This is a genomic window from Roseisolibacter sp. H3M3-2, from assembly GCF_029211165.1.
Taxonomy (GTDB): domain Bacteria; phylum Gemmatimonadota; class Gemmatimonadetes; order Gemmatimonadales; family Gemmatimonadaceae; genus Roseisolibacter.
In genome coordinates this window covers 1-13,598 of sequence record NZ_JARGEK010000101.1, presented here as the reverse complement: position 1 = coordinate 13,598, position 13,598 = coordinate 1, and the positions used below count along the sequence as shown (strand labels likewise).

Here is a 13,598-nt window from a genome sequence, read left to right as displayed (position 1 = left end):
GGGCGGCCGACGGCGCCGGCGCGCACGTGTTCGTGGTGGACGGCGGCCGCGTCGCGCGGCGGGCGGTGACGCTCGGCGCGCGCGACGAGGCGGCGGGGACGGTGGCGGTGACCGGGGGCGTGCGGGCGGGCGATCGGGTGATCGTCACGCCGACGTCGGACGTCGCGGAGGGGGCGCCGGTGCGCCTCGCGTCCGCCGGCCAGGAGTGAGTGAGATGTCGGACACGCAGCGCGGCGGGGGGCTGAGCGGCCTCGCCATCCGCCGCCCCGTCTTCACGACGATGATGATGGTGCTGCTCGTGGTGCTCGGGATCTTCGGGTACCGCGGGCTGGCGATCGACCAGTTCCCCGACGTGGACCTGCCGGTGGTGACGGTGCAGACCGTCTACCCGGGGGCGAGCGCCGAGACGATCGAACGCGAGGTGTCGCGCCGGATGGAGGAGGCGTTCAACCCCGTCGAGGGGGTGGACCGCATCACGTCCGTGTCGCTGGAGGGCGTCTCGCAGGTCGTGGTCGAGTTCGACCTCGGGCGCGACGTCGACGTGGCGGCGCAGGACGTCCGCACCAAGATCGAGACGATCCGCCGCGACCTCCCGGAGGACATCGAGTCGCCGGTGGTGCAGAAGCTCGACCCCGGCGCCGCGCCGATCCTGTCGCTGGCGCTGTCGAGCGAGACGCTGCCGCTGGTCGACCTGACGACGCTGGCCGACGAGGACGTGCGGCGCGCGCTGGAGTCGGTGTCGGGCGTGGGCGAGGTGCGGCTGGCGGGCGGGCTGGCGCGCGAGATCCGCGTGAACCTGCTCCCCGGGCGGCTGCAGGCGCTCGGCGTCACGGTGCCGGAGGTGATGGGCGCGCTGCAGCGGCAGAACCTGGAGGTCCCGGCCGGCCGCGTGGAGGCGGGGGCGAACGAGCGCATCGTGCGCGTGACCGGGCGCATCACCGACGCCGCGCAGTTCGCCGACGTGATCGTCGCGACGCGCGGCGGGCAGCCGGTGCGGCTGGCCGATGTGGCGCGCGTCGAGGTCGGGAACGAGGAGGAGCGGTCGCTGGCGCTGGTGGACGGCGAGCGCGCGGTGGCGATCGACCTGGTGAAGGTGTCGGGCGCCAACACGGTCGCCGTGGCCGACGAGGTGCAGGCCGCGCTGGCCAGGCTGCGTACGACGCTGCCGGCCGGCGTCGAGCTGTCGGTGATCCGCGACAACTCGGTGCAGATCCGCCACTCGGTGGAGGACGTCATCCACGAGCTGGTCATCGGCGCCGCGCTGACGATCGTGATCGTGATGCTCTTCCTGAACGACTGGAAGGCGACGGCGATCACCTCGCTGGCGCTCCCGGTGTCGGTGGTGTCGTCGTTCGTCCTCATGAGCGCGCTCGGCTTCACGCTGAACATGCTCACGCTGATGGCGCTGTCGCTCTCCATCGGCATCCTGATCGACGACGCGATCGTGGTGGTGGAGAACATCGTCCGCCACCGCGAGATGGGGCGCGACCACTTCACCGCCGCCCGCACGGGGACGCGCGAGATCGTGCTCGCGGTGCTGGCGACCACGCTGGCCATCGTCGCGGTGTTCGCGCCGGTGGCGTTCATGAAGGGGATCGTCGGCCGCTTCTTCTTCCAGTTCGGGCTGACGGTGGCGTGGGCGGTGCTGGTGTCGCTGTTCGTGTCGTTCACCCTGACGCCGATGCTGAGCGCGTGGTGGGGGGTGAACCCGCACACGGCGGGCGCCGGCCGCGGCAACGCGCTGACGCGGACGATCGCGCGCTTCAACGTCTGGTTCGACCGCCAGGCGGGGAAGTACCGCGGCGTGGTCACGTGGGCGCTCGGCCACCGCAGGGCGACGATGGCGATCGCGGCGGCGAGCCTGGTGGGGGCGTTCGCGCTCGTGCCGTTCATCGGCGGGAGCTTCCTCCCCGAGACCGACAACTCCGAGTTCGTCGTCCAGTTCGAGACGCCGGAGGGGCAGAGCCTCGGCTACACGCGCGGCAAGGCGACCGAGGCGATCGCCGCCCTGCGCGCGCTCCCCGAGGTCGACTACACGTACGCCACCGTCGGCGCCGGCGCGACCGGGACCGTCACGGCGGGCGAGATCTACGTGAAGCTCCGCCCGACCGCCGACCGCGAGCGGTCGCAGCAGGAGGTGATGGTGGCGGCCCGCGAGCGGCTGGGCGCGCTGTTCGGCGTGCGCACGAGCGTGCTCGTCGCCGGCGGCGTGGGCGGCGCGCGCGCGCCCCTGGCGATCGAGGTGCGCGGCCCGGACGTGGCCGAGCTGCAGCGGCTGTCCGCGCTGGCCATGGCGGAGGTGAAGGCGGTCCCCGGCGTCGTGGACGTGCAGTCGTCGCTCGGCGACCCGAAGCCCGAGTACCGCATCACGCTCGACCGCGAGGTCGCCAACCGGGTCGGGCTCGACGTCGGGCAGGCGGCGGCGACGATCCGCCCGCTGATGGCCGGCGAGACGGCGACGCGGTGGGAGGACCCGAGCGGCGAGGAGCGCGACGTGGTGGTGCAGGTGGCGCCCGAGTTCCGCCGCTCGCTCGTCGACGTGGGGCAGATCCCCGTGCCGACGGCCGCCCGCGGCGACGCCGGCGTGGCGACCGTCCCGCTGCGCGACGTGGCGCGGATCGAGGAGGGGACGGCGCCGGCGCAGATCGACCGCAAGGACCTGTCGCGCATCGTCACCATCTCCGGCAACACGGCGCCCGAGCTGTCGCTGCAGGAGGCGTCGACGCAGATCCAGGCGCGGCTGGCCACCCTTCAGCTCCCGGCGGGGTACACGATCTCGCTCGGCGGCGACACCGAGCAGCTGGCGGAGACGGGCGGCTACGTCGTCGAGACGCTGGTGCTCGCGGTCATCCTGATCTTCCTGATCCTGGCGTCGCAGTTCGAGTCGTTCACGCAGCCGGTGGCGATCATGCTCTCGCTCCCGCTGTCGCTGGTCGGCGTGCTCCTGGCGCTCAAGCTCACCGGCTCGACGCTCAACATGATGTCGATGATCGGCGTCATCATGCTGATGGGGCTCGTGGTGAAGAACGCGATCCTGCTGGTCGACAACGCCAACGAGCGGCGCGCCGGCGGCGCCGACCGGTTCGCGGCGCTGGTGGAGGCGGGGGCGGTGCGCCTGCGGCCGATCGTCATGACGACGCTGGCCATGGTCGTCGGCATGATCCCGGTCGCGCTGGGGACCGGGGAAGGGGGCGGCTTCCGCGCCCCGATGGCGCGCGCGGTGATCGGGGGGCTCATCACCTCGACGCTGCTGACGCTGATCGTCGTGCCGGTCGCCTACACGTACCTCGACGATCTGGGGAGCTGGTTCAAGCGCCGCCTCGTGTCGCCCGACCGCGAGCGCGAGATCGCCGCCGAGCGCGAGTCGTCGGGGCTCGCCCCGGAGCCGGCGTGGGGCGACTGACGGGGCGGGCGCCGCCAGCGCGACCACGCGCCGCATCGCCGACGAGGCGGGGGTCAACGAGGTGACGCTCTTCCGCCTCTTCGGCTCCAAGGACGCGCTGCTCGACGCGGCGGTGGAGGCCGCGGCGTCGGGCGCGCACCCGCCGCCGCTACCGGCGGAGCCGCGCGAGCCGGAGCGCGAGCTCTCGGCGTGGTGCGCGGGGGAGCTGGCGCGCCTGCGCGGCGCGGGCGCGGTGCTGCGGCGCTGCCTCGCGGCCCCGGACCTCGCGGGGCGGCACGCGCGCACGGCCGAGCGGGCGGTCGACGAGAGCGCCGAGGTGCTGCGCGCCTACGTCGACCGCCTCGCGGCGCGGACGCCGCTCGCCGACGCGCCGGAACGCGGGGCCGCGGTGGCGATGCTCGTCTCGACGCTGGCCACCGACGCGCTGGGGCGCGACGGGCTGCCGGCCGTGTTCGCCGAGCCGCCCGCCGCGGCGCCCCGCGGCTACGTGCGCGCCTTCCTGCGCGCGCTCGGCTGGCCGGCCGCGCGCTGAGGCGTCAGGCGCGCGCCGCGGCGCGCGCGAGCGAGGCCGTCGACAGCGGCGGCACCGTGCTCCCGACCACCGTGAACATCTCGCGGTGTCCGGACTCGACCAGCGGGACGAAGCGCTGGTACCAGCCGCGCCATGCCGCGTCGCCCATGACCTCGCGCATCTCGCAGGCGCTGCTCTCGAGGTCGTCGTACGTGGTCTCGAGGACGAGCGTGTAGAACGGGCCGACGAGGTCGGTGAGCAGCCGGGCATCGCGCACGTGGCGGCCGGCGCGGACGAACTCGATCCCTTCCTGCCACAGCGCCACCGCCTCGCGGGCGGCGCCGAAGCGCAGGCGGAAGACGTCGCGGACGAGAATCATCGGATCCTCCGGACGGGGGGCGCGGCGCGCCGGTCGCGCGCCGCTCCCCATCGATGCGTCGTGAGGCCGCGGCGCGCCGGGCGCGCGCTCGACGCGCGGCGCCGGGCCCGCCGGCGCGGGCGGCGGCACGCGGCCTGCCCGGCCCGTGGGGTCCAAACCAACGGAGGGAGCAGCATGGACACCGCCCTCGGCGCGGACTCGAACGGGCGCGCCGTCACCGCCGCGGCCACCGAGCCGCCGGTCGGCAGCGCGCTGCGGGAGGAGAGCCGTCCCGACCGCGGCACCGCCGCCGCGTACCAGCGCATCGTCGACGCCGACCGCGGCACCGGCGGCGAGTCGCTCGCCAACTTCCTCGGCGCCTTCAGCATCGGCCTCGGGCTGGCCGAGTTCCTGGCGCCGTACGCGATCAACAAGGTCATCGGCGTGAAGCACCCCGACGACCGCTCGCTCACCACCACGCGGCTGATGGGGCTGCGCGAGATCGGGCACGGGCTCGCGATCCTCGGCAACCAGCAGCCCGCGAAGGCCGTGTGGTCGCGCGTCGCAGGCGACGCGCTCGACCTGGCGCTGCTCGGGCGGACGATGGCGAACCCGGACAACGACCGCGGCCGCACGGCGTTCGCCGTCGCCAACGTGCTGGCCGTGACCGCGCTCGACGTGATGTGCGCCCGCGAGCTGTCGCGCCAGCCGCGCACCGCCACGCACGCCAAGCTGGAGGAGGGGATCGTCGTCACGCGCCGCGGCGTGACGGTGAACCGCCCGGTCGAGGAGTGCTGGGCGGCGTGGCGCGACCTGCAGCGCCTCCCGACGTTCATGCGCCACCTCGAGTCGGTGACCGAGCTCGACGCGCGGCGCTCGCACTGGGTGGCGAAGGCGCCGGCCGGCCGCACGGTCGAGTGGGACGCCGAGATCGTCGAGGAGCGCGAGCACGAGCTGCTGGCGTGGCGCTCGGTCGAGGGGGCGCAGGTACGCAACGCCGGGCGGGTGACCTTCCACCCGGCGCCCGGCGGGCGCGGCACCGAGCTGCGCGTGCAGCTCGAGTACGAGCCGCCGGGCGGGAAGCTCGGCTCCAAGGTCGCGATGCTGTGGCGCGAGGAGCCGGGGCAGCAGGTGAAGGACGACCTGCGCCACTTCAAGCAGGTGATGGAGACCGGCGAGGTGCTGTTCTCCGACGCGACCAAGCGGCGCGGGCCCCACCCGGCGCAGCCCGACGACAAGCCCGCGCAGCTCTAGGAGGCGACGCGATGAAGGCCACGTGCTGGATGGGCCCGAACGACATGCAGGTCCGCGAGGTCCCGGACCCGAGCATCCTCAACCGCCGCGACTGCATCGTGAAGGTGACGTCGACGGCGATCTGCGGCTCCGACCTCCACCTCTACAACGGCTTCCTGCCGCTGATGGAGCCGGGGGACATCCTCGGCCACGAGTTCATGGGCGAGGTGGTCGAGGTCGGGCCGGGGGTCGGCAACCTGAAGGTCGGTGACCGCGTGGTGGTGCCGTTCCCAATCGCCTGCGGGAACTGCGCGCCGTGCGAGGCCGGGGCGACCTCGCTGTGCGAGAACTCGAACCCCAACGCGCACATCGCCGAGAAGCTGCTCGGCCACACCGCGTCCGGGATCTTCGGCTACTCGCACCTCACCGGCGGGTTCGCCGGCGGGCAGGCGGAGTACGTGCGCGTCCCGTTCGCCGACTTCGGCCCGATGAAGGTGCCGGAGGGGCTGACCGACGAGCAGGTGCTCTTCCTGACCGACATCCTCCCCACCGGCTACATGGGCGCCGAGATGTGCGGCATCCGCCCGGGCGACACGGTGGCGGTGTGGGGATGCGGGCCGGTCGGCCAGTTCGCGATCGCGAGCGCCTACCTGCTCGGCGCCGAGAAGGTGATCGCCATCGACCGCTTCGAGTACCGGCTGCAGATGGCGCGCGAGAAGGCCGGCGCGATCACCATCAACTACGAGGAGGTCGCGAACGTCGTCGACGTGCTCAAGGACCTCACCGCCGGGCGCGGCCCCGACCACTGCATCGACGCGGTGGGGGCCGAGGGGCACACGCACGGCGTGCAGTACGTGCACGACCGCGCCAAGCAGGCGCTCCGCATGCAGACCGACCGCCCGATCGCCTTGCGCGAGGCGATCCACGCCTGCCGCAGCGGCGGGACCGTGTCGGTGATCGGCGTCTATACGGGGCTGATCGACAAGTTCCCGATGAACGCGGTGATGAACCGGTCGCTCACCATCAAGACCGGGCAGACGCACGTGCACCGGTACATGAAGCCGCTGCTGGAGCGCATCCAGAAGGGGGAGCTGGACCCGACCTTCATCATCACGCACACGATGCCGCTCGACCGGGCGCCCGAGGGCTACCGGATGTTCAACGCGAAGCAGGACCGCTGCGAGAAGATCGTGCTGAAGACCTGACGCGCCGCGGCCCCCCTCGCGGGCGGGGCGCACCGGCGACACCATTCGCCGCGTGACCACCACGCGCCCCGCCCACGACGTGCCGGCGAAGGTCCGCCGCCGGCTGATCCCGTTCATGTTCGTGCTGTACGTCGTCTCGTACCTCGACCGCATCAACGTCGGGTTCGCGGCGCTGCAGATGAACGAGGACCTGCGCTTCTCCCCCGCGGTCTACGGGCTCGGCGCCGGGATCTTCTTCCTCGGCTACTGCCTGCTGGAGGTGCCGAGCAACCTGATCCTCGCCCGCGTCGGCGCGCGCCGCTGGATCGCGCGCATCATGATCGTGTGGGGGATCGTCTCGGCGGCGATGATGTTCGTGCGCACGCCGACGAGCTTCTACGTGCTGCGCTTCCTGCTCGGCGCCGCCGAGGCGGGGTTCTTCCCGGGGATGATCCTGTACCTGACGTACTGGTTCCCCGCCGCCGAGCGCGCGCGCGCCGTCGCGCTGTTCATGACCTCCACGGCGATGGCGGGCGTGGTCGGCGGCCCGCTCTCGGGCGCGCTGCTGACGCTCGACGGCGCCGCGGGGCTCGCCGGCTGGCAGTGGCTCTTCCTCGTCGAGGGGATCCCGGCGGTGCTGCTCGGCCTCGTGGTGCTGCGGTACCTCCCCGACGGCCCGCACGAGGCGCGGTGGCTGGACGACGGCGAGCGGGCGTGGCTGGTCGCGCGCCTGGAGGCCGAGCGCGCGGCGACCGAGGCGCGCCGGCGCTTCACGCTCGGCGAGGCGCTGACCGACGGGCGCGTGCTGGGGCTCGGGCTGCTGTACTTCTGCATCATCGTGGGGCTGTACGGCATCGGGTTCTGGCTGCCGCAGATCCTGTCGGGGCTCGCGGGGCGCGGCGCGGTGACGCTCGGCCTGCTCTCGGCGCTGCCGTACGTCGTGGCGGCGGTGGGGATGGTCCTCATCGCGCGCCACTCCGACCGCACCGGCGAGCGCCGCCTCCACGTCGCGCTCCCCGCGCTGGTCGGGGCGGTGGGGCTGGCGGCGAGCGCCGCGGCCACGTCGCCGCTCGCGCTGGTGGCGGCGATCTGCGTGGCGGCGCTCGGGATCTGGGGCGCGCTCGGCACCTTCTGGACGCTGCCGACCGCGTTCCTCACGGGGCGCGCGGCGGCCGGGGCGATCGCGCTGATCAACGCGGTGGGGAACCTGGGCGGCTTCGTGAGCCCGTACCTCGTGGGGCTGGTGCGCGGGAGCTCGACGGGGTTCGTCGGCGCGCTGGCGATGCTGGCGGCGTTCCTCGCCGGCGCGAGCGTGCTGGCGCTCCTGCTCGCGCACCGCGCGGCGCCGCCGGCGCTCGCCCCGCTGCCGGCCGAATGACGGCGGCCGACGGGCCCAACGACGCCCCCGCGGTCCGCGTACCCCCGCGCATGGCGAACAGCGGCGTGTCGTTCTGGCGGCGGTGGCATCGGTGGATCGCGTTCCCGGCCGCCCTCTTCCTCGCGTGGGCCTCGGCGACCGGCGCGCTGGTCGCGGGGACCGAGTTCTTCGGCGAGGAGGAGGCGCTGCGCGAGCGCACGCGCGATCTCGTGAGCCCGGTGACGGTGTCGGCCGCCCCCGCGGCGTTCGGCGACCCGGTGCACCGCGCGATGGTCGCGGTGGCGGAGCGGCAGCCGGGCGCGTCGATCGACCGGATCGTGCTCCAGTTCAAGGGGGAGCAGCCGACGGTCACCGTGTTCACCGGGCGCCCGACCGGCGGCGAGGACCGCCGCTTCGTGGTCGAGGCGAACACGGGGCGCGTGCTCGAGGAGGGGAGCTACGCCGACAAGCCGCTCCTCTACCGCCTGCACAGCGGCGAGGCGTTCGGCGACGGCGGGCTGGTGTTCGCGATGGGGTGGGGGCTCGCGTTGCTCGCGCTCACGGTCAGCGGGATGCTGATCTGGTGGGGGATCCGCCGCCGCGACGCCACGGGGGTCCGCCGCTTCTTCTGGTAGGCCGGCGGACGCGCCCCGGGCGGGGTCGCCGCTCTTGCCGACATACCGACCGGTCGGTATGTTCGCGGCGTGCCCGCCACCGCCCCCACGACCACCCGCGACGCGCTGCTGCACGCCGCGTTCGCCGAGTTCTTCCGGCACGGCTTCCAGGCCGGGAGCCTGAGCGCCGTCGTCGGCGCCGCCGGCGCGACCAAGGGGGCGCTCTTCCACCACTTCGCCGGCAAGCAGGCGCTCGGCCACGCCGTGGTCGACGAGGTGGTCGCGCCGCTGCTCGCGACGCGCTGGCTCGACCCGATCGCCGACACGGACGACCCGGTGCCGGCGCTCCAGGCGTCGTTCCGGCGGTGGATCGCCGAGGACGCGGGGAGCGGCCACTGGGTGCACGGGTGCCCGATGAACAACCTCGCGCAGGAGATGTCGCCGCTCGACGAGGGGTTCCGCACGCGCCTCGACGCGCTCTACGCGCGGTGGCGGGCGGCGGTCGCCGACGCCCTGGCGCGCGGGCAGCGCGCGGGGTCGGTGCGGGCCGACGCCGACGTGCGCGCGGCCGCGACGCTCGTCGTGCTGGCGCAGCAGGGGATCTGGGGCACCGGCAAGTACTCGCAGGACCCGACCCTCATGTCGCAGGCGGGGGAGGCCCTCTGCGCCTACCTCGACGCCCTGCGCCCCACCACCGCCCGCTGATGCCGATCACCGTCGAGGAGCTGGTCTCGGAGCTGGAGCAGGAGGCGGCGACCACGCGCCGCGTGCTGGCGCGCGTCCCGGAGGACCGCCTCGCGTGGCGCCCGCACCCGCGCTCGATGTCGCTCGGCGAGCTGTCGCTCCACCTGGCGAACCTCCCCGACGCGATCGCGGGGCTGGCGATGCTCCCCGAGTTCGACGCCGCGACGCCGGTGCCGCTCCCCGAGGCCGCGAGCGCCGCCGAACTGCTGGCGACGCACGACCGGAGCGTGGCCGGCGCCGTGTCGCAGCTGCGGGCGATGGGCGACGCCGGGCTGGGCGAGCCGTGGCGGCTGCTGCGCGACGGCGCCGAGATGATGACGATGCCGCGCGGCGCGCTGCTGCGCGTGCTGATGCTCAACCACGCCTACCACCACCGCGGGCAGCTGTCGGTCTACCTGCGGCTGGCGGAGACGCCGGTCCCGTCGATCTACGGGCCGAGCGCCGACGAGCTCCCCTTCTGAGCCGCGGCGGGGACCGATGAGAATCGACGCCGCGTCCCGTCCAACGGGCATGCGCCCCGCCTCCCCGCGTCCGACCGCCGACCCGCTCGCCCCGACCCTCCCGGCCGCCGTCGCCTGGACGCGACTCCGCACCAGCTGGGACGTGCCCGCGGGGAGCGAGTCGGAGCGCGCGCTGGCGGCGGCGGTGCTCGCGGAGCCGGACCGCCACTCCCGCGACGAGCGGCGCGCCGCCGCCGTCGTGCTGCACCGCCGTGCCCGCCCCCTCGCCTCCCAGGAGCCCGCCCGCATGACGACCGCGCTCGTGCCGTACCTGATCTTCGACGGCGACTGCCGCGCCGCGATGACCTTCTACCGCCAGGTGCTGGGCGGGGAGCTGAGCCTGTCGAGCTACGGGGACCGCGGGCACGCGGTCTCGCCCGAGACGGCGGACTGGGTGATCCACGGGCGCCTCGACGCGGGGCCGATCACGCTCATGGCGTCGGACCGGCACCCGGGCGTCGCGTTCGTCGCCGGCAACCAGATGCACCTGATGTACGAGCTCCCGAACGCCGACGCGGTGGACCGCACGTACGCGACGCTGGCCGAGGGGGGCGAGTCGACGGTGCCGCCGCACGACGCGTTCTGGGGCGCGCGGTTCGGGATGCTGCGCGACCGCTTCGGCACGACGTGGATGCTCGCGCACACGCCCGCGAGCGCGATGGCGGTGGCCTAGCTACTCCTCGGCGGGGAGCGCCGCGCGCCCGGCCTCGGTGACCTGCACGCGGCGCGTGTAGTCGGCGCCGCGCGCGACCACCACGAGCCCCTTGTCGCAGAGCTGCGTGAGGATCTGCGTCACCTGCTCGGCGGACAGCATGGGGCCCGGCTTCTCCATCCCGGTGGCGAGCGCCGCGCGGTGCCGCGCCGCGAGCCGGTTGCGGATGTCGAGCACCAGCCCGTCCCAGCGCGGCCCGCCCTCGCCGCGCCCGGGGACGGGGATGTCGACCTCGGCGGCCACCTCGACGAGCACGAGCCGCTGGCGCGCGGTGAGCGTCACGCGCCCCCCCGCCGCATCGCGGCCACCTCGTCGTCGGACGGCGGGCGCACCTTGAGCACGGACTCCTTGCGGATCTCGACGGTGCCGGGCTTGGCGCCGCGCGGCTTGGAGACGTGGCGCCCCTCGGTCATCGACACGGGGACGACGCCTCCCGTCCTCGCCTTGCTGTGCCACGCGGCCAGCGCGGCCGCGCGCTCGATGGTGGCGCGGTCGGGCTCGCGCTCGGCGGGGACGCGCAGCACGACGTGGCCGCCGGGCATCCCGCGGACGTGGAACCAGCGGTCGCGGGGCTTCGCCAGCTTGATGCTCACGTAGTCGTTGGCGGCGTCGGTCTTCCCGGCGAAGGCCTGCCAGCCGTCGGGAAGCTCGTACTCGAGGATGCCGGCGGGAGGCGTCGGGCCGCGGCGTTCGGTTGGGGGCACGGCGGGAATCTATGGCTCTTCACGGCGAAGAGCCGAGTACGGCGCAGATCAGGGTGGTGCGCAGAGCGGGATACGGCGAGCGAGGGTGGTGCGGAGAGCGGGGTACCGCGAACCTACCGGCTCGAGGCGGCAGGTCCGCGGTACCCCGCCGTGCGCGGTATCCCTGTGTTCGCCCCATCCCGCTCTGCGCCCTACCCGGATCCTCGCCCCATCCCGCTCTCCGCCGTCGAAAGGCTCACCTCCGACTCCACATCCCCACCCGCATCTCCCCCCCCCGATAGAACTCCCGCCAGTAGTACCGCCCCCGCAGCCGCGCGTCGATCGCGTCGAAGGTGCCGGCGGGGAGCTCGCCCTCGGTGCGCAGCCAGAGCACGTGGTCGACGCGGTTCTGCGCCAGCCAGTCGGCGGGGTCGGCGAGCGTGCCGGCGTAGAAGCGGCGCACCTCGTCGTCGCGCAGGGCGACGTCGGCGCGCTGCCCGCGCCAGAGCTTCTCGTGCTCGGGCCAGCCCAGGAAGGCGGCGTGCCCCGCGAGCAGCGCGAGACTCGGCGCCGGCGTGAACGCGCCGGCCTGGAGGCGCTGCAGCACGATGCCGCGCGGCTGCGCGCGCAGGTGCTCGTACACCACGCGCTCGATCGGGTCGGCGGCGATGACGCCGGCGCCGTCGAGGCGGCCGCGGTACGGGGCCGGCGTGGTCGCCAGCGCGCGCCCGAGGTCGAAGCCGTACGCGGTGACCCACGCGAGCACGGCGGCGGTCGCCCAGCGCACGAAGCGCGACGGGGCGCCGAGCCCGAAGGCGCCGCCGGTGAGCAGCGCGCCGGCCTGGATCCACGGCCACCACTTGAGCGTCGTGTTGAACCGCTCGAACACGCCCGAGTACACGTCGTCGACGAACGCCACCTCCGACAGCACGAGCAGCCCCGCCCACAGCGCGGTGCTCCACAGCAGCCACGGGCGCCGCGGCGCCGACGCCAGCGGGAGCGCGAGCGCGAGCAGCAGCGGGCCGAGGACGAGGGCGCCGAGGAGGGGCGGGGTGTGCGCGCCGGCGGGGACGAGGCGCAGCGTCACGCCGTAGTCGGCGGCGCGGTACGCGAACGTCGAGAGGAACGGATAGCAGAGCGCGAGCGCGCCGACGCCGCCGGCGAGCAGCGCGCGCCAGTCCGGGGGGCGCCGCGCCGCGTGGCGGTAGGCCACCCACGCCGCCACCAGGATCGCCTGCGGCGGGAAGGTCCACCCGTTGGCGATCGCGCACAGCGGGACCGTCGCCGCGAGGATCCCCTGCGCGCCCCGCGCCGGCGCCCCCGACTCGCACACCGCGACGCACAGCAGCGCGAGCGCCAGCAGGTAGAAGCCGCTCAGCGGCGGGTGGTAGTCGCCGAGCGTGGCGAGGTAGGCGAACGTCTCGGACGGCAGGCGGAGCGCCGTCGAGTCGGGGCCGACGCCGGCGCGCGCGATCACGGCGCGCCCGAACGCGGTGGCCGTCGGCGCGGCGGGGGTGGCGGCGTCGCCGATCAGGCGCATGCTCGTGTACAGCTCCGGCCGCGCGAACATCGCGTGCGCCGGGAGCGAGGCGCCGGTGCCGCCGAGGGTGAACGCGGCGGTGAGCAGGACGGCGGCGCGCGTCGAGCGGGCCATCAGCCGCGCGGCCCCCGCGGCGGAGGTGACGGTGAGCGCGACCGCGACGCAGAACGCGACGTTGTAGGTGAGGCCGGGGCCCATCCCGAACACGCGCCCGAGCAGCGCCGCGGCGTACGCCTGGAAGCTGTAGTAGACGTCGAAGGGGAAGGGGGGGAACCAGGCGTCGACCGGAGGAAGCCGCGTCCCCGGGAGGTACGACGCGATCATCGCCAGGTCGCCGATCTTCTCCGACGACGCGACGATGCTCGGCGACGCCCAGCGCCAGGCGAACGCCCACGCGAAGGCGGCGGCGAACACCGCCTCGACGCGCCAGTGCGCGCGCACCACGTCGCGCCGCCGCGCCACGACCCAGAGCGACGCCGCGGTAGTCAGCGGCCAGAGCCAGCCGAGCCGCCCGAGGCCGACGAAGTGCTCGACGAAGAAGAGCGCCAGCGCCGCGGCGACGGGGGCGGCGGCGCGCGCCAGCGCGTAGTGGCCGACGAGGCGGCGGCCGAGCAGCCCGAGCGCGACGAGGTTGAGGAGGACCGTGCCGAGGAGGAACGCCGTCGCGAGGAGGGCGAGCATGCCTCAGCGCGGGAGCGACGGCTCGCCGCGCAGCAGCGCCGCCGCCGGCGCGGCGGGCGCGGGGCGGCGGCGCTCGGC

Annotated in this window: 13 protein-coding genes and 1 pseudogene; 10 read left to right on the top strand and 4 right to left on the bottom strand. The window is 74.6% G+C overall.

All coding sequences use genetic code 11. The annotated features are described in order from the left end of the window. The 3 genes and pseudogenes from PYV61_RS10610 to PYV61_RS10600 form a co-directional block, all read left to right on the top strand. Positions 1-209, top strand: a pseudogene (locus PYV61_RS10610) (efflux RND transporter periplasmic adaptor subunit); the annotation flags it as partial. A 5-nt stretch (positions 210-214) separates the two neighbouring features. Next, positions 215-3,403, top strand: coding sequence for an efflux RND transporter permease subunit (locus tag PYV61_RS10605; protein ID WP_275831173.1), 3,189 nt, complete (start codon positions 215-217; stop codon positions 3,401-3,403). Continuing rightward, positions 3,294-3,935: a TetR/AcrR family transcriptional regulator gene (locus PYV61_RS10600; RefSeq protein WP_275831176.1), complete on the top strand. Its 642-nt coding sequence runs from the start codon at positions 3,294-3,296 to the stop codon at positions 3,933-3,935. The genes PYV61_RS10605 and PYV61_RS10600 overlap by 110 nt, the downstream gene beginning before the upstream one ends. Positions 3,936-3,939: 4 nt before the next feature. Here PYV61_RS10600 and PYV61_RS10595 read toward each other — a convergent pair whose 3' ends face one another. Next, on the bottom strand, positions 3,940-4,293 hold the full coding sequence (locus PYV61_RS10595) for a hypothetical protein (protein WP_275831170.1): 354 nt from the start codon (positions 4,291-4,293) through the stop codon (positions 3,940-3,942). Between the two features lie 174 nt (positions 4,294-4,467). Between PYV61_RS10595 and PYV61_RS10590 the strand changes: the two genes are divergently transcribed. From PYV61_RS10590 to PYV61_RS10560, 7 genes are all read left to right on the top strand, one after another. Next, positions 4,468-5,526: an SRPBCC family protein gene (locus PYV61_RS10590; RefSeq protein ID WP_275831168.1), complete on the top strand. Its 1,059-nt coding sequence runs from the start codon at positions 4,468-4,470 to the stop codon at positions 5,524-5,526. An 11-nt stretch (positions 5,527-5,537) separates the two neighbouring features. Continuing rightward, positions 5,538-6,710 (top strand): zinc-dependent alcohol dehydrogenase, encoded by a 1,173-nt coding sequence (locus PYV61_RS10585; RefSeq protein WP_275831166.1) that lies wholly within the window; start codon positions 5,538-5,540, stop codon positions 6,708-6,710. 52 nt (positions 6,711-6,762) lie between these two features. Next, a complete protein-coding gene (locus tag PYV61_RS10580; protein WP_275831164.1) occupies positions 6,763-8,067 on the top strand; it encodes an MFS transporter in 1,305 nt (434 codons plus the stop codon). Between the two features lie 50 nt (positions 8,068-8,117). Continuing rightward, positions 8,118-8,681 carry a PepSY-associated TM helix domain-containing protein gene (locus PYV61_RS10575; RefSeq protein ID WP_275831162.1) on the top strand — a complete coding sequence of 188 codons (564 nt, stop codon included), beginning with the start codon at positions 8,118-8,120 and terminating at the stop codon, positions 8,679-8,681. Positions 8,682-8,750: 69 nt separating this feature from the next. Continuing rightward, entirely contained in the window at positions 8,751-9,365 is a 615-nt protein-coding gene (locus PYV61_RS10570; RefSeq protein WP_275831160.1) for a TetR/AcrR family transcriptional regulator, read from the top strand. Continuing rightward, the gene (locus PYV61_RS10565) at positions 9,365-9,865 is read left to right on the top strand and encodes a DinB family protein (RefSeq protein ID WP_275831158.1); all 501 of its coding nucleotides are present in this window, start codon (positions 9,365-9,367) and stop codon (positions 9,863-9,865) included. The genes PYV61_RS10570 and PYV61_RS10565 overlap by 1 nt, the downstream gene beginning before the upstream one ends. A 49-nt stretch (positions 9,866-9,914) precedes the next feature. Next, entirely contained in the window at positions 9,915-10,577 is a 663-nt protein-coding gene (locus PYV61_RS10560; protein ID WP_275831156.1) for a VOC family protein, read from the top strand. Here PYV61_RS10560 and PYV61_RS10555 read toward each other — a convergent pair whose 3' ends face one another. The 3 genes from PYV61_RS10555 to PYV61_RS10545 form a co-directional block, all read right to left on the bottom strand. Next, positions 10,578-10,898: a hypothetical protein gene (locus tag PYV61_RS10555; protein ID WP_275831154.1), complete on the bottom strand. Its 321-nt coding sequence runs from the start codon at positions 10,896-10,898 to the stop codon at positions 10,578-10,580. Next, on the bottom strand, positions 10,895-11,320 hold the full coding sequence (locus tag PYV61_RS10550) for an NFACT RNA binding domain-containing protein (protein WP_275831152.1): 426 nt from the start codon (positions 11,318-11,320) through the stop codon (positions 10,895-10,897). Before PYV61_RS10550 ends, PYV61_RS10555 begins: the two co-directional genes overlap by 4 nt. A gap of 235 nt (positions 11,321-11,555) precedes the next feature. Then, positions 11,556-13,520: a DUF2298 domain-containing protein gene (locus PYV61_RS10545; protein WP_275831150.1), complete on the bottom strand. Its 1,965-nt coding sequence runs from the start codon at positions 13,518-13,520 to the stop codon at positions 11,556-11,558. Between the last annotated feature and the right edge of the window lie 78 nt (positions 13,521-13,598).

Bases quoted from the DNA above. Each gene is read 5' to 3' on its own strand.
- PYV61_RS10605 (WP_275831173.1), top strand. From the start codon at position 215: ATGTCGGACACGCAGCGCGGCGGGGGGCTGAGCGGCCTCGCCATCCGC.
- PYV61_RS10595 (WP_275831170.1), bottom strand. From the start codon at position 4,293: ATGATTCTCGTCCGCGACGTCTTCCGCCTGCGCTTCGGCGCCGCCCGC.
- PYV61_RS10590 (WP_275831168.1), top strand. From the start codon at position 4,468: ATGGACACCGCCCTCGGCGCGGACTCGAACGGGCGCGCCGTCACCGCC.
- PYV61_RS10585 (WP_275831166.1), top strand. From the start codon at position 5,538: ATGAAGGCCACGTGCTGGATGGGCCCGAACGACATGCAGGTCCGCGAG.
- PYV61_RS10575 (WP_275831162.1), top strand. From the start codon at position 8,118: ATGGCGAACAGCGGCGTGTCGTTCTGGCGGCGGTGGCATCGGTGGATC.
- PYV61_RS10565 (WP_275831158.1), top strand. From the start codon at position 9,365: ATGCCGATCACCGTCGAGGAGCTGGTCTCGGAGCTGGAGCAGGAGGCG.
- PYV61_RS10560 (WP_275831156.1), top strand. From the start codon at position 9,915: ATGCGCCCCGCCTCCCCGCGTCCGACCGCCGACCCGCTCGCCCCGACC.
- PYV61_RS10545 (WP_275831150.1), bottom strand. From the start codon at position 13,520: ATGCTCGCCCTCCTCGCGACGGCGTTCCTCCTCGGCACGGTCCTCCTC.